Origin of the sequence: Wolbachia endosymbiont (group B) of Pilophorus perplexus (assembly GCF_964028155.1) — a bacterium.
GTDB lineage: Bacteria > Pseudomonadota > Alphaproteobacteria > Rickettsiales > Anaplasmataceae > Wolbachia.
The window spans coordinates 584104-607498 of the sequence record NZ_OZ034754.1 but is presented as its reverse complement, the minus strand read 5'-3'; the positions used below and the strand labels follow the sequence as shown (position 1 = coordinate 607498).

Genomic DNA, 23395 nt, shown 5'->3' with positions numbered 1-23395 from the left:
CTTTTTACTTGAGTGATGCAACAAAGCCATCCCAGTGTCAGCTACTTTCATGACAACATTTAGTTGTTTTTTCTCGTCTACCTTATTTTACTACTCTGCTGAACGAATAACACCAATAGTTAATCTCATGCTGAAAGATCATTTTATGGTCCAAGTCAGTTCTTTTACAAGTCACTTCCAAGCTCATCAAATTTTCTAAGATCTTCTTAAGTTCTGAAAGTTGCAAACTTTTCAAATGAGATTTAAAACTCTGCAATTGTTTGAAGAACAATGGAGGACTCAGCTGGTCAATTGCAGCTTGTTCATTCATTCCATTTTGTATTAACAGCAAAACGCTTTCTAGCCGTAGAAAATAATTTGATATAATACGGATTAATGCTATCGGTGAAAAATTCTCTTGTAATATCAATACATCGGAAATTTTGATGAATTGTCCCATGTCTTTACTCACTATTGCAGAGCACAGATTATCAAGTGTAACATAATCATTGCCGGAGGTTGAAAAGCATAGATCTATATCAGCAAGTTTAAGATCTTTTCTTTTTCCTAGATATAAAACTAATTTTTCAAGCTCTGAATATATAGGCAGTTTGCTATGATTAAAATAAGACTGCAAGTGGTAGATTATCTCACTTGTGCACTCTATATCATTTTGTTTCAAGTAACTTGATATAATATCACAAAGATTACTACCGCTGTCCTTATAGCAGGTAATGACACCGAAAATTTTTGAGCTTTCCATATAACTTTTAGTTGTAGAACTATATGGAAGATCATTTGCTATCATTACTATATAATGATCGCCTATATTATGATCCAATATGTTTCTTAACTCTTTAGATATACTTCCACTGACATTTATCAGCTTAACTAACCTTTTTTTAGTAAACATCGAAATGTTTGCCAACTCGGAAAATAACAAGCCAGGCGACTTATTCACTACTGCAAAATCCATCACCTGAACTGAATACTCATTCAAGTTGGCAATTATTTCCTGTACAAAAATATCGACCTTACTATTGTCACTCCCATGAATTAATACACCACTTAAAGTATCGGGTTTCTCAAGGAATTTTTTAACTTTAGATGGCGTGATTCTCATGCCATCTATATTATATTATCACTATTTGGTGGTACATCATTTGATTGCACATCAGTTTCCAACAATTCTGAGCTTTCTTGATTTGCTGTATTCTGCATATCATCAGACACTTCTTTCTTTCCCGTAACATAATTATAAAAATTTTTTATAGGCTGTCCTATATATCTAGAAAAAAATCCTTCGGCCATATCTTTCACTCCACAAATTAACAATTAGCACATAAAAACAACGTAGCAAAAACTACTTTACGCTCAGATAGTTACACTCATTTGTTAATGAATTATGAACTTCCGAGACCAAAATTAAGTCAATCTACTTAACACCAATCTTATAAAATAAGCAATGATTAAATACACAGCTGCGATAAGTATAATTGCAGGTCCAGTTAATAAGTCAAAACTTGCAGATAATATCAAACCTGATACTCCAGAAATCACAGAAAAAACTGTTGCAACAATAATCATTTGCATTGGAGTTTTTGAAATGAGTCTTGCTGATGCAGCAGGTATTAACAAAAATGCAGCAATGAGTAATATTCCTATTAATTGAGCAGAAATTGCAATAAAGATAGCGAGTATAATCAAAAATTCTAGCCTAACAAAATTAACATTTACTTTCTCAACTGTTGCCAAATCTTGATTAATCGAAATCATCAGCCAATAGCGCCATCTAAATATTAATATCAAAGTAACTATTACGGAGGTTAGAAAAATTGATATTATATTACTTTGGTCAATCATTAATATGTCACCAAAAAGTGAGCTAATAATACTATTATTACCTGATGGAAGAAAAGACATAAGTATTAAACTCGATGATAAAACTACATTGGTAACTATGTTCAATATCGTATCAGCAGAGTATAATTTATTAAAATTAAGAGAAAGTAGTATAGCAAACATAATTGCAATGAGCATTATACTTACCGATGGGCTGATATTCAAGATCAAAGCAAGTGCAATACCAAGCAATGAAGAATGGGACAAACTATCACCCAAATACGATAACCTTTGCCATATCATAAATGACCCTAGAGCTCCTGTGACTAGGCTAATCATAATTACCGCAATTAGACTGTTTATAAAAAAACTCTGTGTAAATATCTCTAACATGCTATCAGATAACTGACAACAAATCTATCTTCAGATATTAAAACGTTATGGGTTCTGCATGCAGAACCCGTCGTCATAAATTCAAAATTTAAATTCTTTTGCTCCATAAGATAAGACTTCATTGAACAATCGCGTATCTTACCAGTACCTATTATCAAAATCTCTATTTCCTCTGTTAAAAAAGATTTAAAATACTCCTTGTTATTTATATCACTTTCTTTCAATTCAATCACCTTTTCAGGAAAAATTATAATTGAGCCATGATATTCTTGATTATTTACCCAAAATCTTTCTTCCCTGTAACCATCTATAAGATTTTTCTTCTTGGAAATTAAGGGCATAAATCAAACCATTAATTCCGTGTCGCACACCCACCATTCTGGATATTCCTTTTTGATATTTGCCGCTGCAGCTTTTGCACTTTCTTCACTATCAAACATTCCAAAACACCCTACACCACTACCTGACATACGAGAAAGTATAGAGCCTTCTTGTGACTCTAGTGTTGATATTACATTCTGAATTTCAGGTACAAGACTTATTGCTGCTTCTTGCAGGTCATTTTTTGTCTCTTTAAGAAGCTCTAACAAATTCTCCTCAGTGTTATCACTCCACTTAATTGGCTGAGAGAAATCCTCTTTATACTTGGAAAATACTTCTGATGTATTCAAAAACTTTTTTTTCGGTTTCACAAGTACCAGACTTGTGGGTAAAGAGCATTGTTTAATGGGGCATAATTCCTCACCAACACCTCTGACAAAAACTGGCTTACTATCTATACTTGCAGGTACATCAGCACCAACGCTTAAAGCTATATCATTTAAAAATTGCCTATCAATGTTCCAAAGCTCTCCCAGCATGCGTATCACAGCTCCAGCATCTGAGGAACCACTACCAAATCCCGCAGCAATTGGTACATTTTTTACAACCTTCACAGTGACTTTAGTGCGTACAGGAGCATGCCTAAGCAGTAGACTCACTGCTCTCGTTATAGTATTATATCGATAATTTATTCTAAACTCAGAATTTACAAATTCAACTGTAGAGTTATCATATCTAAAGTTTTTTTCTCCTACTTTTATCTCTAAAAAATTAGAAAGTTTAGCAAAGACAACCAAACTTTCAATTAAATTATACCCTCTTTCTTCTCTATTTATAATATGTAAAAAAAGATTGATCTTTGCAGGAGCCTTTACACAAAAACTTTCCATCTGTATATCTTCACTAACACTATCTTATTTACTATACTTGAAATGCCACTTCAGTCAAACTTTATACACTCCTAATGAGATCAAATGCCATAAATCCTAACTTCTCTGTATGGGTAAGTGCATCAGCTGGTACAGGTAAAACAAAGATCTTAATAGACAGAGTATTAAGACTTCTATTAGAGAATAAGAGAAATATTCTCTGCTTAACATTCACCAATGCTGCAGCAAATGAAATGGAGGATCGCATTTACAGTACACTTAGTAAGTGGGCAATATATCCAGAGGGTATATTGGTCGCAGATTTAGAACAATTAGCCCAGTGTGTAACCAGAGAAAATAAAGATTATTTAACAAGAGCAAGAAGGCTTTTTTCTGAACTGGAAAATCTTGGTCTTAATATTCAAACTATACACGCCTTTTGTTACAAATTAATCTCCAGCTTTCCTACAGAAGCTGGTATCGCTCCAAATTGTACGTTGAGCGAATGTAAAGAATTGCATTCCATCATATTTGAAAAAACGCTTCATAATGAAACTGTGCAGGACGATATAAATATCATTGCAGCTGAATTTGATGAAAACAAGCTGAGTGATTTGCTCTATACCTTATGTATAAAGAGATCAGCTCTAGAAAATAATTTAGGGTATATCAAAGATAAACTAAGTGCCCCAGATAAGATTCACGATTTACAGAGTGAAACGATTGAGCAGATAAAAAGATTAGCTAAAATATTAAGTGAGGGCAGCAAAAGAGATCAGAGTTACAGTGCGATACTTTATGATTGGTGTAATAGCAGAAAATCGTCCGTACCAAATGTTGTCATCCAAGTAGCTGACACTGGGATCCAGAAAAAAAGAAATATGGATCCCAGTGTCAGCTACTTGGATGACAACAAGATAGAGAACTTAGCTAAAGTATTTCTCAAATCAGAATCGTACGAAAAAAAGAGCATATCATCCATTATAACAAAGGGTGCTTTGGAAAAATTTGAAGACGTAGAGCAAATGATAGAAAGCATTCAAAATGCATTGTTTACCCATGTAAAGGACATAAATTCTTATCAAATATTCGCAAGAACCAGTAGTTTACTTAGTATATTTAAAGTATATGTTGATCTATATAATAGTGAAAAATCAAAGAATGCACTGCTTGATTATGATGATATCATCAATTTAGCAACAAATCTCCTTAGCAATCCAGGCTATAAAGATTGGATATTGTTTAATCTAGATCAAAAAATAGACCACATTCTTGTTGATGAGGCGCAAGACAATAGTATCAGTCAATGGAAAATTATAACAAATCTCTGCAATGAATTTTTTACCGGTGGTGACGAAAAGAGAACTTTATTCGTTGTTGGGGATGTAAAACAATCCATTTACAGATTTCAAGGAGCAAATCCCCATCTATTTAATTACATGCAGCAATATTTTCACACGAAAACCGGTGGCAGAGATTGGGTATCATGTCAACTTGAAAAGTCATTTCGCTCAACTCCAGAAGTTTTGATGCTTGTAGACAGAATATTTAACAATTTTCGTGAAGAAATATCTTTCAATGATAACAAGATAAAACATATTCCATATAGAGAAAACGATCAAGGATACATTGAAATTTGGCCGTTACTGCCAGGATATGAAGAGGAAGAGCAGCAAGCCTTACAAATTCATTTAACACAGAGGAAAGATTATGTAGTAAAGGATCGATTACTTGCTCAGGCAATAGCCCAAAGAATTCACAATTGGTTAAACGAAGGGCGGATTTTAGTCGCCAAAGATCGTCATATAGAACCAAGGGATATTATGATTTTGGTACGGCAGCGAAATGTGTTAGTTGATTACATAATAAGTGAACTAAAAAAAGTAAATGTACCAGTTATAGGCCGAGATTATTTTAGAATTATGGATTACATAGCTGTGCAGGACTTAATAGCTTTAGCTGAATTTTTGCTCCTCCAGGCAAATGATCTTGCTCTTGCAAATGTTTTAAAATCACCGCTATTTAACTTCACTGAGGATGATTTATTCAATATTGCATACGATCGTAAAGAACAGTCGTTGTGGGAAAAACTTCAAGATTATCAGGAGATTATCTCTAATGAATTAAACTATCTAATTAATTTATCTCAGACAAAATCCCCCCTTACACTATTCACTCATATATTGCGCACAGGCAGGAAGAAATTTGCTGCAAGGCTAGGTCTTGAGTGCTTCGAGATTCTAGACGAATTTATGAACCTCGTATTGCAATTTGAGCACCCATCTCTTCAAGCATTTGTTCAGTGGATCAAAGAAAATAATCCTGAGATTAAAAACGATATGCAATCAAAACTCAATGCTGTACGAATAATGACAATTCATAAATCAAAAGGTCTACAAGCTCCAATAGTGTTTTTAGTTGACACAAATACGGTACCAAGAAACAGCGAAAATATTTTGTTTGATGCAACGGAAGCACCATTTTGGTGTGGCAAAAATAGTAATGCTTATTGTAATCAAGTAAAAAGAGAGAAAAAACTAGAGGATTATAACGAATATTTGCGTTTGCTGTACGTGGCACTTACGCGTGCTGAAGATGAGTTATACATTTTAGGCAAAGAGCCAGTGCAAAAGGGCTCTTGGTATGATCTAGTTATTCAATATGGAGCATTATATGAGAGGAAAAAACTATACTTACAGCCGATATTTAAAGAAAAAGTTGAAGTGCTATGCATGAATGCAAACTACCCTTCTATTTATAAAAAACGTGATTATTTTGATGTTCCAGTGATTTCACCTCCATCAAACCTATCAATGTCATTGCAGCACGTAACGCTGGAACCTGGAGAAAAAAAGCCAGTGTCAAGCACTGGGATGACAGATGAGAATGCTGGAATGACAAAAAGGAGCATTGGGACGACAGACAGCTATGCAAGAGGCTTAATAATTCACAGTATATTGCAATATATGCCCAAGATAGAGAAAGACAGGAGAAAAAATTGGGTTAGGAAATATCTTGATAGCATAAACACTAGTGAAGATAAGGATGAAATTTACAGCAAAATATTAACCTTTAATGAAAAATATGATTACCTGTTCGACTTGGAGGGCAAATCAGAAATTCCACTTAGTGGAACAATTGACGGAAAACCAGTATTAGTGCGGCTAGACAGACTGTGCATAACAGAAGACAAAGCAATCATAATTGACTATAAATCACACCATAACGTTTCTATTTCCTCATCAAATGAAATAAAAAAGCAAATGTTGATCTATAAAACCTTAGTGCAAGAAGTCTACCCAGATAAGCAGGTAGAGTGCGTGGTTATTTGGATGGAAGATTTAACCTTACAATCTTTGATCTAAACTCAAATGTTCGTATAGTAGCTACTTGCATTTGTTGTAAACTCACTTTTACTCTATAGTTATCTTTTTACTACTTTATCTATTTTCTGAACTGATTTTCGTACTAGAAAACATCCAATAAGAAGAATTATAAAAGGAGTAAACCATAAAATGTAGGTACTAGATTTTACAGGTGGTACAATGATAATTGAATCTCCATAAGAATTTTTTAACTCTGAAACTATTTGCTCGTTAGTATATCCATCACTGATCTTCTTGCGAATTGTCTTACGCACACCATATGCAACTTGAGACTCAGATTCGGATAATAATTCACCAGAGCATACTGGACACTTTATTACTGCAAATAAGCTACTTGCTCGCTCTTCCATGCTTTCGTCTCTTAGTTTATCATCCAAAGTAAAAGCATTTATGCTTAAATGGAATATCAATGTAAAAAGTAAGCTAATTACTATTCTCATTCTTGGTGAATTGAGTGATAAAATCAGTAGTGGATAATTTTCCAATAAAGCCTGAACCTACATTATTGTCGTACTTTATTGAAAATTGAATGTCGTTATTAGTGATTTTTTCTGATAAGGAAGATATTGATTTTTCCAATTTATCTGCAGTCTTTGAATCATTAGTCACAAACGAAATTAATTCTTTATAATTTGATATGGCTACATTGATTTTATCTTCAAATGAAGATGTAACTAAATTGTAATTACTTACTCCACCATTCGCAGCAATAGAAAAGTTATTACTCTCAATCAAAAATTTTTCTATGTTGAAATTAATCTTAGAAGCTGAAATATGGTTTACAAATTCATAATCTAATTTAGCGTCGACACTAAGGTAATTTTCAGGACTTGCAGTATGTTTATAACGGTAAGTATAAAAATCAAATTCTAGTTTAGTATTTTCATTCAGTTCTTTATCAAAGTGAAATTGAATGTAATTACTTTTATCATTCACTTCAGTTATAACACTTTGCTGATTTTCTAAAACATCACATTTTAATCCATAATCTTCGTAACGAAATGTATCTATATAGTCTATTACAGTGCTATTTCTGTTGAATTTTAATGAAGATAGTAAATCATTTAGTTTAACAACAAAGTGGCTACTCACGTGTGTGTGACACTTTATATTCTTTTTCTCATCACTACGGACAGCAATGTTTACTTTATTGCTTGGTATATAGATATATACTGACTTATCAAATAATCTGTTTTTTATCATTAAAGCTTCAGATGAAACAGTTAATTGCTCATTAGAAAATTTTGGATTCGTTACACGAAAAACTAGGTTAAAAGGAAACCCCTTAAAATCATGTGAAATATCAACTTTTTCGTCATTAATGTAATCAGTTAAAAGACTTTTTACCTTAAATGCAGAAAAATACCAAAAACCACTATAAGCTAGAGGAATAAACAAAGGTAAGGAGATAAGAATATAGATAAAAATTTTACGCATTATCCTCTTATTTATCTAATGATATATTTCTTGTACCTCTGGGCACGGTTACGCACAAACCGTCAATATCTTTTGTGATTTTTATTTGGCATCCAAGCCTCGATGTCTCTGTTAAACCGAAAGCTAGGTCCAGCATATCATTTTCCTCATCAGATATAGGGTTATGTGTTTCTACAACATCATAAAATTTTGAATCAACAATCACATGGCATGTAGAACAAGCAAGAGAGCCTTCACATGCACCTTCAAGCAGATCTGGATCACTTCTGTGGGCTAAATTAAGCAGAGTTTCTCCTTCTGCAGCTTCATAGCTTTTCTTACTTCCATCAGGTAAAATAAAAGTAACGGATGGCATACTATTAAAATCTCTATTAACTTTTCTATATTCTACAAATAATAACTATTATTTGCAAACTCTTTGAAATTCCATCGCCTATCTCTTGTAATCTGTATTCCTATCAAGAAAGTAAGATAGATACCACCAGCATCTCACAGAGTTGCAAGTATAGAATTTTCTTAGTTTTAGATTTTACTAAATATATTACTGAATTAACATTATTAAACTTGATCTGCCATTTCTTCTGATCTTAAGTTATAATTTTACTAATGCCATTTGATTAATTGCAACTTCAGCATTGCTATCTTTCAATAAATTTGCAGGACTATTACAATGGTATGTGATTGCAGCAACAACAAGACAACAAACTCCAATTCCTATCCCTAACGCTAACATTCCTGAGTAGACTGCAATAGCTACTTCTAAAGCAACTCCTACTACTGCTAACGTAGAAGCAACTATGATAGAAGTATTACGACACTTAATACGAAGCTCATTTAGTTTATCTAATGCAGGAGTACCAGTGTGACCCGGAAGTCATGAAATTGTGATGGTTAAATTCCATCCGCCATAACATCTGGCTGAAATTATAGCCCACATTTTAGGAAACTGGCAAACACCTAAGGTGCGAGCATGGGCTAAAAGGGAGTAATGTTAAACCTTATAATAAATTCTCCCAAGAAGAGTCAGGTAAGGTTACGAAAGAAACTTATGTTTGAATTGTCGTTACTGTGAATATGTGAAATAAGGTTGGTACACATAGACCAAAAGGTATGGAGAATAAGGATGATTAGAATTGGTTCGTTTAATCAAGATGTTTCCGATCTCCCGGCAAAAAAAAAATAAGAACCTAAATCTGACGCGAAACGGTTTCATGGAACGGAGTAACCACATAGAAGCTCTTATTATACTTTGTAATAAGCAAGTAGCCAACTGCAAGCTTCTATGTTGGAAGGATTGTCTAAAAAGCTAATGCCTAAAGTAATGCTTAGGATACGCAGACGTGGACACTGTAACTTGGAAGGTAAAGTTATGAATAGTAGTGAATATGTTATGAGCCAACAAAAAGTTAGGTATGAATGGAATGAAGTTCCTTGGCGCAAGCTAGAAAAGTCTTCATTTAAGCTACAAAAACGAATTTACCGAGCTTCTAAATGTAATGATATCAAAAAGATGCATGAGCTTCAGAGATTATTACAAAAATCGACAAGTGCTAGGATGATCGCTGTGAGAAAGGTAACTCAGGACAATAGAGGAAAAAGAACTGCAGGTATTGATGGAAAAGCTAACCTTAATCAAAAAGAAAGATTGCAATTGGCAAAATCCTTAGATATAAAGGAGAGAGCAAAGCCATCAAGGCGCATTTGGATTCCAAAGCTTGGAAAAAGTGAAAAACGTCCATTAGGGATACCAACAATAACAGATCGAGCAAAACAAACACTTGTTAAGATGATGCTAGAACCAGAATGGGAAGCAAAGTTTGAGCCCAACATTTATGGTTTTAGACCTGGTAGATCATGTCATGATGCCATTGAAGCTATATTTCAAGCACTCATCAAGAAAACAGTATTTGTTTTAGATGCTGATATTTCTGGGTGTTTTGATAATATAAATCATCATATACTGTTAGAAAAACTCAATACCACACCAACTTTAAGGAAGATAGTAAAAGGATGGTTGAAAGCAGGTGTGATGGAAAATAGGATATTTCAACCATCTAGAAGCGGTACAATCCAAGGAGGGACAATTTCTCCATTACTGGCATGTATTGCTCTACATGGGTTAGAAAATTATCTGAAAGAAATAATGGCAGAGGAGCTAATTAGCTACAGGAAAACGAAACCTGGCAGAACATGTAGGGAAAATGCGAAAAGATCACTCAGCGTAATCACTTATGCAGACGATTTTGTAGTACTTCATGAAAGTGAGGAAATTGTTTTGAAAGCAAAAACTCTGATTGAAGAATGGTTAAAAACTATTGGATTAGAGTTGAACCCTTCAAAAACAAGAATTTCTCATACTCAAAAATTCCTGAAAGGAATAAAACCAGGTTTCAATTTTCTTGGTTTTACAATACGGCAATATCCAACAAAACACAATAAGATGTCATACAAGTCTATCATCAAACCAAGTCGTAACTCTATAGAACAACACTCATTAGTCATTAAAAGTAAGCTAAAGAAAATGCGTGGTGAATCACAAGAAGCAGTAATAAGTCACCTTAATCCAATTATTCGAGGATGGTGTCAATACTACGCTTCGGTGGTATCATCTAAAGCCTTTGGTGCAATGGATAATACAATGTTTAGAAAACTTTGGAAATGGGCAATGTTTAAACACCAAAACAAAGGAAGATGTTGGATCAAAAGAAAATACTTCAAGAAGTATGGTAACGATAAATGGCGATATATGACAAGTAACGGAATGCGTCTTATTAAACACGGAGATCATGACATTAAACGACATGTCAAAGTGATTGGAGCCAAATCTCCATATGATGGAGACTGGACTTATTGGGGAAAGCGTATGAGTAAAATACTTGATAAATCACCACAAACAATAAAACTTCTGAAGATGCAACAAGGTAAGTGTGATTGTTGTCAACTTTGGTTTAAGAATGGTGATATCTTAGAAATACATCATAAGGACCAAAATAAGCAAAATAATACAATCACAAACTTATCTATGCTACATGGACATTGTCACGATAATTTACACAGAAGTATGCATGAAAAGCACCAAGCTAGAGAGAAGCCGTATGAAGCGAAAGTTTCACGTACGGTTTTGAAGTCGAGTGAGGAGGGGCAACCTTCTTCACTTAGATAACTATGCTGATAAAAAAATTCCAGTGCTTAACATACCTGGAATAGGAAAAGTAGGCAATGTCATAGAAATTAAAATGAGCCTAAAAAAATATGAAACGGGGTTATCTTTTGAAGAACTTTTTGAAATAGAACAGGTAAGTAAATATAAGCCAAGTAGTATCGATCAGCAGTTTACAGGTAGTTTTCTTAAGATGCCTAATTCTGATGAATTAAAGGCAAAATTTAATCAAGCAATTACTTCTCAATATGCTACTTCTTCTGAAGGTACAGACTTATTGCTAGGTTATAAAAGTCTACTTACTGAGATAGCAGATGCGATTTACCCTGTTAAAGGTTTGATTACAAATGAAGCAAGATTACAAGCTGTGCTTAATGGCTTCCTTAGTAGTTATAGTGATTTGAAGCTAAAAGAGACTTCTACAAACCAAGAAGATTCTGCAAAAATTATAATTATACCTGAATTTCAAGTAGGAGCAGGTGGTCGTGTTGATATGGTGATTCAAGGTATTGGTCCTTCATCTCAGGGTACTAAAGAATATATTCCTATAGCGTTGGAATTTAAGCTTATAGATAAAAACTTAAATCAAGATCAGCTAAAACAGGAAGTTGCTAAATTAACAAAAGAACAAAACATTAGATATGCTAAAGGGGCAGCACTGAAAGCAATCACAGATAGTGATAAAATGTTTTTCATGGGTGTAGTTGTTAATGTGCGAGCTAAAGATAAAAATTCTTTAATATTAACGAGTGATGAGCTTATTCCTGCTAAAGTGAGTCATAGTTCTATTCACGTATTCATGGAAGAACATTTAGAAAAGCTAAAGGATCTATCACAAAGACTTAAGAATATGGCTATACAAGAAGAATTGCCTACTTTAGAATCTGCAACAGCAGAAAACGATTATCATTACTGGCTTCAACAACATGATATAGCTGACGTTGCAAGGGTACAATATGATTATAGAATTGATGGAACTGATGAGTCATTTGAGGTTGTAGGGTCAGTAAACCATATAGCTAGTCAATTGGAAAAATTTCAGAGTAAAGTAACAACAGATGATAAAAGAAAGCCATTAACTTTAATTGTTAATTTAGATAACAATCATTGGGTTACATTAGTCGTCTCTCATCAAAATGGGCAGTACAATGGTTACTATGCAGACTCGTTGGGTAGTAATGCTCCAGATAATATTCGTCAAGTTTTACAAGATGCTCAAATTAACGTTAATGATGTTTCTATTACTCAACAGAGAGACGGTTGCAACTGCGGTTTATGGGCATTAGAAAATGCTAGAGACATTAATGCTGCGTTGCAAAGAAGTGGAAATAATGTCCTTGATCAAATAAGAGACGAATTGCAAGTTCAAGGAAGGGGTGAAAATTATTTTATAGATATGAGAAAAGATGTTTCGGAGAAATTAAGTATAGATCAACAACGTATAGCTAACCTAGAATATATATTTGCTAGAGATAGTAGCTATGATGCAAGACCTGGAAATGAGTTAAGATCTCCAGGAGTTGGTAACGTTTCCAGAAGGCGTGGGCGTGAAAGTCCATGATAAACGAAGATATGAGATTAACTCAAAGCAGTGTAGTATATCTCTGTTTGTGATAAATATGATTTGATCAGTACTGACGCTTTTAATGACAGTATCATAACAAATAACGGAAATGATATGGAGGTGGATAAGTCATCTATCATATATTTTAAAAATTTCTATGAAGAGCCTAAGATGAAAACCTTGTCTGTAAAATTTGCTGATAAAGAGGTAGTGTTAAAAGATCATCAGGAAGAAATAAGTACGGCAAGAGACGTGAGTGTTGTGAAAAAAGGACATAAGGATCAAGTGTATAATGATGTTTTCAATCGTACAAAAAACGATTCAGAGGTTATGGTATCTGATCAACTTCGTAGGCATAGACATGAGCATAGCAGACAGCGCATTAGAAATCGTAGAATGGTGAGTAGTAATGGTATAAAACCATCTTCATGGATAAATGATTTATTTGGTTGGATGAAAAGCTCTGTGAGTGGGTTATTAGGTTCTAAATCTGAGGAAACATCAAGTACTCCAAGTTCAATCTCACAAGTTGATGCACAAATAGATGTGAATGGTACAATAATATTACTTGATGTGCTCATTAGAAAAGTTACAGATCAAAAGTACATTTCTACAGTAGATCAGTCTATATCTCCTCTAGAGGCACAGGGCCATGCATTAAGTATCATAGAGAGATTTGAGAAAGTATTGAATGAAACGGCCATTAAATCAGGTATATCAGTAACAAATCTAAACTTTGATCCTGCGGTAGTGCAATCAGCTATAATTGGAAAAATAAGAAATGGAAAATTTTCTGAAGTATCAAAAACTTTATATTCATTTGCAAAAAAAGCGTGTCCAGAATTTAAACAAACTGATAAGTTTCTAGCTCACTTAAGAAACCAATTAGAAGGGGAAAAAGAAACTGCACTGCTACAACAGAAAGTAGAAAAGCCTTATAAAGACTTGAGTCAGGAAATTTCAAGGAAAGTAGAGTTATCTAAAAAGCCTGATACTTTCTTAAACGGAACATCAGTGGTTAAAGAAATAGGCAATGTGTTAGAGCGATAAATCGAGGAACTATATGGTCTTTTCTGCCTGTAATTGTTTGATTTCATTAGAGGAAAGACCTGTAGTTTGTGATATGATGTCAGTAGAGACGCCAGCTTTAAGTAGATTTTTAGTCACAGCAATTTTAGCTTGTTTTTCTCCCTCTTCCTTACCTTCCGCTCTGCCTTTTTCATGGCCGATTTGGATGCCTTCTTGTCTACCTTCTTGTCTACCTTCTTGTCTACCTTCTTGTTTAGCATCATCAAGACGTTGTTCCAAAATAGCCTTCTCTTTCTGTACACTCAATATTCTTTCCTCATATGCGATCAAATCTTTTTCATTCCAGCGAAACCTGTCTAATTCATCATATGCTAGCTTTATTATTGGTGATTTTTCTGCTATTTTTCTTAAATCTTCATCAGTTGTATCTTCTGCGTATTTAAAAAAGAAACACCACCTTTCTGTAGTATTCTCTAATTGCTCTACCTTATTTTTTGAAAACTTAGGCAACTCAATAAAGACAAATTGCAGATCTTTCAAGTAATGCCCATTGGTTTTGATATCCCGTATATTATGAGTAGAAATATAGTCAACTTCTTCAGGCAGAAGGTTACAATTGGAAATAGCAATAAAGAAGACTTTCTGAAGATCAATGTAATTACCAGATTTATCTAATTGCCGAGAGTAAGCCTTAGCAGCATAAAGTTGAGCACGTTTTTCAAAGCCTTTATCACGAGCGAGCTGCATTTCGATGACAAATCTATTACCAATAGAGTCCTTGCAAAGAACATCAACAATACTTTGTTTGTCAGAGGCAATTTCAGGATCCATGATAGTACTGAGGAATTCAATTTCTATTATTTGATCAGAAGTAGAAAAGTCCAAGATATCGTTGAGGAAGTGAATGAGGATATTTTTATTCTTTTCAGAGCCAAAGATTTTCTTAAAACTAAGATCGTTTTTTGGATCAAGAAATTTAGAAAAAGCCATGACGAATTAACCTAAAAAGCATTAATAATTATACACAATTCTGAAGAAATATTCAATCTTTTTATTGTTTTAAATGTGTTGATGAAAAAACGACTGTCAGAGATCATCTGAGAATTGCATTTAAGGCTTTAGATGTAGATTTGATCATCTTTTCATAATTACCTTATAAAACACCTTAAAAACCCCAGCAAATGAATTGATGAGCTATGAAGAGCTTAAAAATATTTATTTTCATTGTGAGAGATTAACCTCCTAATAAAAATATGAGCCTAAAAGCTCAATTACGATTTACCTAGCATCGTGAGATACCGTCTCGTCAGTCAACAAAAAAATTATAAAAATTGAACCTTAAGCTGTATTGTAAAATCACAAAATACTGCCAACTGTTTAGTGGTATAAAGATTATTATAGTTAATGTATATGTTGATAAGTAAATTAGTTTTATATATAAGACAGCAGGAATTTACTTATCAACATATACATTAACCAACTACATTAAACGAATTTATATAAAATACTATTTTATATTAGATGGTAGCATCTTAAATTACTAAAACTTCAGTCAACCTCCTAGCCCTGTAGTTTTTAATATGGTCAGGATTAAAAGCACTTTTGGATCTCAGGATACCAAAAATAGTATGGAGTAGTTTACGCATTGCAGCACCAACGATGGCCATATTATGCTTACCCTTTTCCTTTAATCTTTGGCAAAAGCTCATAATGATAGGATTGTGATTCTTAGCTACTATAGCAGGAAAGAAAAGTGCCTTACATAATGTTCGCGAACCAACTTTACTTAATCTGGGCTTGGCATGTACAGATGAACCTGACGTTATGTTTCGTGGTATAACTCCTGCATATGCTGCCAATTGCCTGGCATCTCTAAAAGCCTTTATGTCAGGAACTTCAGCTAAAATAGCTATTGCTGATTCCTCTCCTATTCCTGGAATAGTTAATAAAAGTTGAAAATTTTCCAACAATTCTTTGTGCTGTTTTAGTAGTTCACGTACAGAGTTTTTTATTGTTTCTATTTTTTGTTCTATGTTCATTGCAAGGTCTTCCCAAGCATTTGCAACTTCTTTTGGCAGTCTCTCTTTTTTTTCTAAGTGGTTATTTACTAATGTCAATTCATCTTTTAACGCAGCCGAGCAGCGATAAAGATGTTTTAGTTTTTTCAATTCAGAAGAAGGCGGTGTCCAGCGAGAAGGTTCCTGTCTTTGGCAATAATCAGCAATAATTTCTGCATCAGTCTGATCATTCTTTTGTCGTACAAGCTTACTCCTCGCATAAGATTTAATACAATAAGGATTTATAACACTAACAAAATGCCCAGTATTGTGCAGAAATTCAGCCAAAGCTCCGCTATAACAACCAGTAGCTTCCATACAAGCTTTCACTTGTTCTACGTTATGTTTTTGTAGAAAGCTCAGTAGACCTTGAAACCCATTATCATCGTTCTTAAAGCTCCTTTTCCTAGCTTCACGTTTTCCTTTTTTGCTTATGAATGAAAGAAAGACATCAAAACGTTCTTTTGAAATGTCTATGCCTAAAAAATTGTTGATCATATATAACCCCGTACGTTACTATTAAAATGAAAAGTAAGGCTTACCTTGTGAATACAGAATTAGAACCACTTAGGTTTTTCTATGATACCGTCCAGCCTATACTTTTGAGGAGGAAGCTCTTATCTCACGAGCAGATTCTTAATCTTGGACAGGTTTCAGAGTTCTTCCTCCTCCATCTAATATTTAAGCTTAAAACATTAGATGCTTTTTTCAAGATACAAGGACAGGTTTGTCAATCTCTCACATCTTACATTTTAAAATATTCAAAAAATAATATCAACATATTTCGGTAGCAAATTTACGTTGAATCTATATCCTGTAAGTATGGGCGAAAAAAAGAAGGTTACAATATATACAGATGGAGCATGTTCCGGAAATCCGGGGCCTGGTGGATGGGCAGCCGTGGTGATGTATGAAAATAAAAGTGTCTTTATCAAAAAACGTATCTCTGGAGGTGAAGAAAACACAACGAACAACAAGATGGAGTTAAAGGCTGTGATTAACGGGCTAAAGATGTTGAAAGTTTCTTGCAAAGTTATTTTACACACTGATAGTCGTTATATTAAGCAAGGTATAACACTCACTTTTACCCACAAATAAAAAAGCGAGTAAAATGGATACCAAATAAATTTGGGATTAAAATGAGTGAAGTAAGTACAAATGTGCAATATACTGATGGCTTAGGGGATAAATGGCTGGAAAGAGAGTTAAAACACGTTAATTTAGGAGATACAAGACTTAATAAGAGACTTATTAAAACAGGCTATTGTATAGAGGGTAAGGCGTCTGGATCAATTAATCAAAGCTGTAGTGGATGGAAAGAAGCTAAGGGTGCATACAGATTATTTAGCAATGAAAAGCTTAAGGATAAGGAAATTTATTCTTCCCATTACAAAGAAACTATGGAGAGAATGAAAGGAAATCAGTTTGTTTTTTCAGTTCAAGATACAAGTTATTTGGATTTTGACTCTCATATAAAAACCAAGAGGCTAGGTAGTATTTCTAAAGCTTATACGAAGCATAAAATGGGTTTACTGTTGCACAGTGCCTTAATAGTCAGCAAAGACGGATTACCTTTAGGTCTATCTTCTCAACAATGTTGGGCACGTTCTATTAGGGAAAAAGAAACGTCACAAGAAAAAGCAAACAGGAAATACCGTACCTCCATAGAAGAAAAAGAAAGTTATAAGTGGATAACAGCTCTCAAAGAAAGCATAAACAACCTTCCTGCAAATGTACAACTTGTTACCCTTGGTGATAGAGAGGCAGATATCTTCAAATTTTTATGGATCACTGAGACATTAGGTAGTTTTTATGTAATCCGTAATCGAACTAATAGAAGATTTATCTGCACTGAAATTGGAAAAACAGATTTGCAAACACGCATCACTCAACTGCCAGTAAAGAAGAAAATTTCTCTAGAAGTTAATAAAGGTAGAAACCAAAGATCAAGGAAAGCTAATATTGAAGTTAAGTATATGAAAGGCTATATACCTATCAGATCTTCTTCAATTTATGGATCAAAAGACAGAGTGCATAAAATAAGTGATAAAATCCCTGTATATGTGGTAAGTGCAAAAGAAACAAATCCTCCTGAAGGATTGGAAGCTATTGATTGGACTTTGTTGACTAATGTACCAGTTAATAGCACTTTAGATGCTATAGAAAGGATAAATTGGTATAAGCTAAGATGGAAAATTGAGGAGTATTTCAGGGTTTTAAAATCAGGATGTAAAATAGAAAGCTCTCGTTTAACTACAAAGGAAAGGCTACAGAAATTAATTGCTATAAAGAGCATTATTGCATTTAAAATTTTATATTTAACAAAAGTCGCTTTATCAAATCCCATGGAAACCTGTACTAAAATTTTAAGCAATGAAGAGTGGAAGGCCCTTTTCATACGTGAGCATAAAGTAGCTACATTACCAGAAGAACCTCCAAACATAAAACAAGCTATTATTTGGTTAGGAAAATTAGGTGGATTTATGAATAGAAAAAGTGATAATTTACCAGGGGCTATGACTCTATGGCGGGGCTATGAAAATCTTAAGGAGAGCATAGTTATGCTTCACATCATGACCTCTCAAAATTGTGGGTAAAAGTGAGAATGAAAGTTGGTATTACAACCGTAGCCATCAAGGTAAACTAGCCCCATCTCTCGATACGTTTGAATAGTTGCATGGGACATATGTATGCACCCGTTTACAATCTTAAATTAATTAAACTATCGAGGTTATTTATTATGATTACATCTTATCAAAATTTCATTGGCATTGATATCGGAAAATTTAAAAATGTTGCTGCAGCTTATAACCAAAGGAGCGCTATCAAGTTTGACAATGATGCTACTGGTTGGCAACAGTTGTTTCAAAAATTTTCAGATATCCTACCTAATTCTCTAGTAACTTTAGAAAACACTGGAAAATATGAGCTTGGCTTAGCACATTTTCTTGTTGATAAGAATGTTGCTGTACATCGAGCTAATACTCGTAAAGTAAAAAGTTTTATCATATCACATGGAACTTTAGCAAAGACAGATCAATCAGATGCAAGAGCCCTTGCTCAATATGGTTTTGAACGCTATAGTGCTCTATCTCTATTTGTGCGTATGTCAAAAGAACAAACCGCCTTAGTTGCACTCTGTCAACGTCGTGATGACATTACGCAAATGAGAACTCAAGAGAAATGTAGGCTTGCAGCACCTGAAAACGACTATATAAAGGAAAGTTGCCAAAAAACAATAGACTTTTTTACCAGTCAGATAAATGAGTTCAACGATGCCATACAAAGAATTATTGATAAAAATCCAGAGTTACAAAAGCGTCAAAAAATCTTGAGAACAGTGCCAGGAATAGGTCTCAAGTTATCACAAGTTTTTGTGTGTCTAATGCCAGAACTTGGCCACCTAAACAAAAAAGAAGTTGCAAGTCTTGCTGGAGTTGCTCCACATCCAAAAGAAAGCGGTAAAACTATTGGTTATCGAAGGATAACAGGTGGTAGAAGCAATGTTCGTGCAAAGCTTTTCACAGCTGCTATGGCTGCTGCAAGATCTAAATCTGCACTTGGTGCTTTTTATTCTGATCTTATTGGTAGAGGTAAAAAGAAGATGGTAGCTATAACAGCTCTAATGCGAAAAATCATAGTAATTGCCAATGCAAGACTTAAAGAAGCAATTAATATGAAATAAAAAAAATCTGTATAGAAAATAGGTTAACGAATATGTGCGTCTACACACATTTAAAGCACATATTCGTTAACCATAAAATCTAAGCAGTGCTTGCTGTTTGATATAAATTTCTTTCTGTATAAACTAGGGTTTTTGTTGCCAAAATACATTTTTCAATTGAATAAAAATACAAAATTATCAACAAATGAGACTAAATTCAAAAAATTTTAAAAAACATAGTTGATGGTAAGAAGAAGATGGTGGCTATAACAGCACTAATGCGCAAAATTATAGTAATTGCTAATACAAGACTTAAAGAAGAATTTAATTTGCATATTTAAAAATTTACACAGCAGTAACTGAAATGAATATTGTGAATAAGTACGTTCACACAGACTTAAAGTACTTATTCACATATTCATTGGCTTAAGTAAAAATTGCTGTGGTAGCTGTTTGATATAGGATCCTATTTCTATGACAAGCGGGTTTTTATTACCCATATAATTTGCAAAATTACACAAATAAAAAAATTTTTAAAAAACATAGTTGATACTGGAATCAAAAAATAAACATGGTTTCAAACCAAGCTTAAACTACTCTCCAGATGGTAATAATGAAAATACGACTATTGAAATTGCTATTCAAGCTGGTGGAAAGTTATTAGATCTTTTATATGCTTATGCTAAGAAGAATATAGGTACAGACACTGAAATATTTAAACGACTCAAACATGCTAAAGAAAACTCTCAGTCTAAGAGAGATCTTTGTGATGTTTCTGTTTTAAAACATTCTACTCCAGATCAAGGCTTTTTGTTTAGTAATGGTTAATGCTTCCTTCTATAATGCAAAACCCATACTCACCCAACCCAATCAATTACTTGCAATCTGGATTCCAGTTGGCTTTGTTGCATCGCTACCTATGAAAGGCTAACTATACAAGCAACTTATTGAAAATCTTATTTTTTTGCAGTCAATCTGATCAAATTTAAGAATAGTAATTTATTGTTTGTATTAGTAAATTTAATTCTACTTAAAATAGCTAAAGCATTGAAATTCTTGAATTTTAGCTAGATTAGTGAATGGTAGTAAAATTTCTTTTACTCAAATTTAGATATTCACTGACCGTCCTTACTATAAATGCTAGAATAATAAGCTACTGATATTCTTCATCTTTTTTATCTTTAATCCGCCGTAGATAGCGATGCAACAAAGCCATTCCAGCGTCACGCGCTGGAATGACACCCTTTTAGTTGCTGTACGAACATTGTGGTACAACAGACCAATTCCAGTTTTAAGCTACTCGGATGACAGAGAAAGGGCTACTTGCATGAAATGAAAAGGAGCACCGAGCAGATCACTTCTTCACAAAGATCTTATCAGCAACACGCATATCAATTATGCTCCAATTGCTAAAAGTAAAGTCGGTTGTATTTTGCAAGTGGCTTAAATAATCCCATGCGCTATAAGGATTATCTTCAGGCAATTTTACTGTGGAACTGTCATCGAGTATGATATTCCATCTTCTATTTCCTACATAAATACAAGAAGAAATATGATCACTTAATTGAGTTTTTCTCTCTAGTATATCTTTAATGAATTTTAGATTTGATAACGAATTTTGTCCTTTAATTACAACGAGGTTATCTATCGGGTAGTCATTTACGATCACTTTACCTTCAGAATCAATTACTGAAGTTCTGTTATCATCTTTCCAAAGAGCGAAAGGTGTATGTTCATCTACATCAATGTGTAAGGTATTAGGTAAAATTCTATAAATTTTTACATATTTTATCCATTTGCTTACAGATTGTATATTATCTGTTAGTTTTGAGAGTGATACATACATGATAGGTTGCGTTCTATCTACTAAACTTAGAATGTCCTTTTCATTTGTAAATTTGTTTCCAGTAACGGTTACTTTGTCGATTAAAAATCCATTGCTAAGTAATAAGCTCGATAAGCGATTGTTACACCAAGTAAAGTAGTAATTGAATCGATTTGTTATTTTATCAAGTGAACTATAAAGTACTAATGTGAGAAAAAGTGCAGTGATAATAACAAGAGCGCACTTGCGCAAAAAACTTCTTTGGCTTCTAGTAACATTGTTCAACATCGGCTTGATCTCTAATATTCCTGTGGTGTAAACTGTCTTCGACAATAATTTTGACTAATTCATTAAAATCAATTCCTCTTGTCAATTTTGCAATTTCTGGTACTAACGACAATTCAGTAAAGCCAGGATGTGTATTAACCTCAAGCATTTTTAAAGTGTTATTTTGGGGATTATAACGGAAGTCTGAGCGGGAAACAGTTTTACATCCTAAAAATTGATGAACTTTTAACGCGTGTTCCAAGGTTATTCTATATATGTTGTTAGGAATTTCAGCAGGAAATATATGTTCTGCAAATCCATCTGTATACTTTGCTTCATAATCATAGAATTTATTTTTCGGTCGTATTTCCATAGTGCCAATTGCTTCATTCAGTAATACAGCAGTATGTAACTCTATACCCGGTATGTATTCTTCTATGATCATCTTTTCCATTATAGTAGAACTATTATTTTTCAGCTCTAAGTAATCCTCATGTGAGAAAATCATGTGTACTCCAATGCTTGAGCCTTCGTTAATCGGTTTTAAGACGTACGGATAATCAACTTTAATATTATTTTTTAGCACATCTTCTCGACTAATTACATAGCCTCTTGGAGTGTCGATATTAAGAGAATGGAATATATGCTTTGACATCACTTTATTCATAGCAACAGCCGAAGCCATAACTTCTGAGTGTGTATATTTTATACCTAAAATCTCCAGTAAACCTTGAATACAGCCATCTTCACCATAAGGTCCATGTAGAGCAATAAAAGCAAGAGCGGGATTAGTTTTTTTAAGCTTTTGAGCAATGTTGCTATCAACATCTATTTCTATTGCATTATATGAAAGGCTATCAAGCGCCTTCTTTACTGCTTTTCCGCTCATAAGCGATATTTCTCTTTCGCAAGAAAATCCACCACTTAAAATTGCTATATTTGGAACCATAAGCACCCTAATATTTTGCTATATATCATATATAAAAGATACTTTTATCTTCAATAGAAAAAACGCTTTGAAAAATTCCACAGCTGTACAGATATTGAAACTTGCAGATGGTGTCATGCAAACTGGTTCCTTTATGATCAGACACCAGATTGCAAGTAAAACTGGAAGATCTTTTTCAGTAATATTCTTTAAAAATTTAATTTTGTAATCCACTTGATTTCCACTTTACATCTTTGTAATCAACTGTTTCTACACCTTCAATGTCATATTGATCAGCAACTACAGATAGTTCCATTTCATGATCTATTAAATAGTCTTTCTGCTAATTCTTGAGTGGGCTGCTTAGTAAACTCAACTAGCTTAGCAAAATGCTGTAAGGTTTTTTTACTGAAAGATACATTAGCGTTTGCCGTAAGTTTTACCAAAGTTCATGAGTAATTGTACAATATTTTCCTGAAATTTTCAATAAAGTAAACTTATCTGGAAAGTAATTATGCTGATATAAATATTACAATTTTATTAACACATAAATGCTACCGTGGCGTTAGTTTTTTAATTTAGGAGTATATTATGGTTATACCTACACAAAACTCGAATTCATTAACGTTTCAGGCACGTAACCTATCTCATATTTGCCACAAAAACTGTGAAGA

Annotated in this window: 20 protein-coding genes and 2 pseudogenes; 9 read left to right on the top strand and 13 right to left on the bottom strand. The window is 33.6% G+C overall.

Features of this window, described 5'->3' with window-relative positions; all coding sequences use genetic code 11:
- Nucleotides 1–82: 82 nt before the first annotated feature.
- The 5 genes from holA to ABWU28_RS03165 form a co-directional block, all read right to left on the bottom strand.
- On the bottom strand, nt 83–1102 hold the full coding sequence (gene holA / locus ABWU28_RS03185) for a DNA polymerase III subunit delta (RefSeq protein WP_007302689.1): 1020 nt from the start codon (nt 1100–1102) through the stop codon (nt 83–85).
- Nucleotides 1103–1107: 5 nt separating this feature from the next.
- The gene (locus ABWU28_RS03180) at nt 1108–1290 is read right to left on the bottom strand and encodes a hypothetical protein (RefSeq protein ID WP_007302688.1); all 183 of its coding nucleotides are present in this window, start codon (nt 1288–1290) and stop codon (nt 1108–1110) included.
- 114 nt (nt 1291–1404) lie between these two features.
- Nucleotides 1405–2214: a metal ABC transporter permease gene (locus tag ABWU28_RS03175; protein WP_353275621.1), complete on the bottom strand. Its 810-nt coding sequence runs from the start codon at nt 2212–2214 to the stop codon at nt 1405–1407.
- Nucleotides 2208–2555 (bottom strand): Mth938-like domain-containing protein, encoded by a 348-nt coding sequence (locus tag ABWU28_RS03170; RefSeq protein ID WP_007302686.1) that lies wholly within the window; start codon nt 2553–2555, stop codon nt 2208–2210. The genes ABWU28_RS03175 and ABWU28_RS03170 overlap by 7 nt, the downstream gene beginning before the upstream one ends.
- A 3-nt stretch (nt 2556–2558) precedes the next feature.
- Nucleotides 2559–3425, bottom strand: coding sequence for a 4-(cytidine 5'-diphospho)-2-C-methyl-D-erythritol kinase (locus ABWU28_RS03165; RefSeq protein WP_353275619.1), 867 nt, complete (start codon nt 3423–3425; stop codon nt 2559–2561).
- A gap of 74 nt (nt 3426–3499) precedes the next feature.
- Between ABWU28_RS03165 and ABWU28_RS03160 the strand changes: the two genes are divergently transcribed.
- Nucleotides 3500–6769 carry a UvrD-helicase domain-containing protein gene (locus ABWU28_RS03160; protein WP_149168871.1) on the top strand — a complete coding sequence of 1090 codons (3270 nt, stop codon included), beginning with the start codon at nt 3500–3502 and terminating at the stop codon, nt 6767–6769.
- Between the two features lie 59 nt (nt 6770–6828).
- Here the strand turns inward: ABWU28_RS03160 and ABWU28_RS03155 are convergent, their stop codons facing one another.
- From ABWU28_RS03155 to ABWU28_RS03140, 4 genes are all read right to left on the bottom strand, one after another.
- Nucleotides 6829–7230: a cytochrome c-type biogenesis protein CcmH gene (locus tag ABWU28_RS03155; protein WP_012481753.1), complete on the bottom strand. Its 402-nt coding sequence runs from the start codon at nt 7228–7230 to the stop codon at nt 6829–6831.
- Nucleotides 7214–8227: a hypothetical protein gene (locus ABWU28_RS03150; RefSeq protein WP_007302682.1), complete on the bottom strand. Its 1014-nt coding sequence runs from the start codon at nt 8225–8227 to the stop codon at nt 7214–7216. The genes ABWU28_RS03155 and ABWU28_RS03150 overlap by 17 nt, the downstream gene beginning before the upstream one ends.
- 7 nt (nt 8228–8234) lie before the next feature.
- Entirely contained in the window at nt 8235–8582 is a 348-nt protein-coding gene (locus tag ABWU28_RS03145; protein ID WP_007302681.1) for a ferredoxin family 2Fe-2S iron-sulfur cluster binding protein, read from the bottom strand.
- Nucleotides 8583–8819: 237 nt separating this feature from the next.
- Nucleotides 8820–8960: a hypothetical protein gene (locus ABWU28_RS03140; protein WP_353275616.1), complete on the bottom strand. Its 141-nt coding sequence runs from the start codon at nt 8958–8960 to the stop codon at nt 8820–8822.
- A gap of 549 nt (nt 8961–9509) precedes the next feature.
- Here ABWU28_RS03140 and ltrA point away from each other — a divergent pair.
- The 3 genes from ltrA to ABWU28_RS03125 all read left to right on the top strand — a co-directional run bounded on the left by ltrA (nt 9510) and on the right by ABWU28_RS03125 (nt 14001).
- Nucleotides 9510–11390, top strand: coding sequence for a group II intron reverse transcriptase/maturase (gene ltrA / locus ABWU28_RS03135; protein WP_353275141.1), 1881 nt, complete (start codon nt 9510–9512; stop codon nt 11388–11390).
- Complete coding sequence (locus ABWU28_RS03130) at nt 11359–12948, top strand: hypothetical protein (RefSeq protein ID WP_353275614.1); 1590 nt, start codon at nt 11359–11361, stop codon at nt 12946–12948. Before ltrA ends, ABWU28_RS03130 begins: the two co-directional genes overlap by 32 nt.
- A gap of 174 nt (nt 12949–13122) precedes the next feature.
- Complete coding sequence (locus ABWU28_RS03125) at nt 13123–14001, top strand: latrotoxin-related protein (RefSeq protein WP_353275612.1); 879 nt, start codon at nt 13123–13125, stop codon at nt 13999–14001.
- A gap of 9 nt (nt 14002–14010) precedes the next feature.
- Here the strand turns inward: ABWU28_RS03125 and ABWU28_RS03120 are convergent, their stop codons facing one another.
- Complete coding sequence (locus ABWU28_RS03120; RefSeq protein WP_353275610.1) at nt 14011–14970, bottom strand: Rpn family recombination-promoting nuclease/putative transposase; 960 nt, start codon at nt 14968–14970, stop codon at nt 14011–14013.
- A gap of 542 nt (nt 14971–15512) precedes the next feature.
- A complete protein-coding gene (locus tag ABWU28_RS03115) occupies nt 15513–16535 on the bottom strand; it encodes an IS110 family transposase (protein ID WP_264377700.1) in 1023 nt (340 codons plus the stop codon).
- Nucleotides 16536–16859: 324 nt separating this feature from the next.
- On the opposite strand from ABWU28_RS03115, the pseudogene ABWU28_RS03110 reads away from it, so the two are divergent.
- The 5 genes and pseudogenes from ABWU28_RS03110 to ABWU28_RS03090 form a co-directional block, all read left to right on the top strand.
- Nucleotides 16860–17117 (top strand): annotated as a pseudogene (locus ABWU28_RS03110) (RNase H family protein); the annotation flags it as partial.
- Nucleotides 17118–17176: 59 nt separating this feature from the next.
- Nucleotides 17177–18634, top strand: coding sequence for an IS4 family transposase (locus ABWU28_RS03105; RefSeq protein WP_353275143.1), 1458 nt, complete (start codon nt 17177–17179; stop codon nt 18632–18634).
- 143 nt (nt 18635–18777) lie between these two features.
- Nucleotides 18778–19722: an IS110 family transposase gene (locus tag ABWU28_RS03100; protein WP_353274924.1), complete on the top strand. Its 945-nt coding sequence runs from the start codon at nt 18778–18780 to the stop codon at nt 19720–19722.
- A 209-nt stretch (nt 19723–19931) separates the two neighbouring features.
- Nucleotides 19932–20042, top strand: a pseudogene (locus ABWU28_RS03095) (IS110 family transposase); the annotation flags it as partial.
- A gap of 205 nt (nt 20043–20247) precedes the next feature.
- Entirely contained in the window at nt 20248–20529 is a 282-nt protein-coding gene (locus ABWU28_RS03090; RefSeq protein WP_353275608.1) for a hypothetical protein, read from the top strand.
- 526 nt (nt 20530–21055) lie between these two features.
- Here the strand turns inward: ABWU28_RS03090 and ABWU28_RS03085 are convergent.
- Nucleotides 21056–21814, bottom strand: coding sequence for a cell division protein FtsQ/DivIB (locus tag ABWU28_RS03085; RefSeq protein WP_007302888.1), 759 nt, complete (start codon nt 21812–21814; stop codon nt 21056–21058).
- Nucleotides 21795–22748 carry a D-alanine--D-alanine ligase gene (locus ABWU28_RS03080; RefSeq protein ID WP_012481821.1) on the bottom strand — a complete coding sequence of 318 codons (954 nt, stop codon included), beginning with the start codon at nt 22746–22748 and terminating at the stop codon, nt 21795–21797. The genes ABWU28_RS03085 and ABWU28_RS03080 overlap by 20 nt, the downstream gene beginning before the upstream one ends.
- Nucleotides 22749–23395 lie beyond the last annotated feature (647 nt).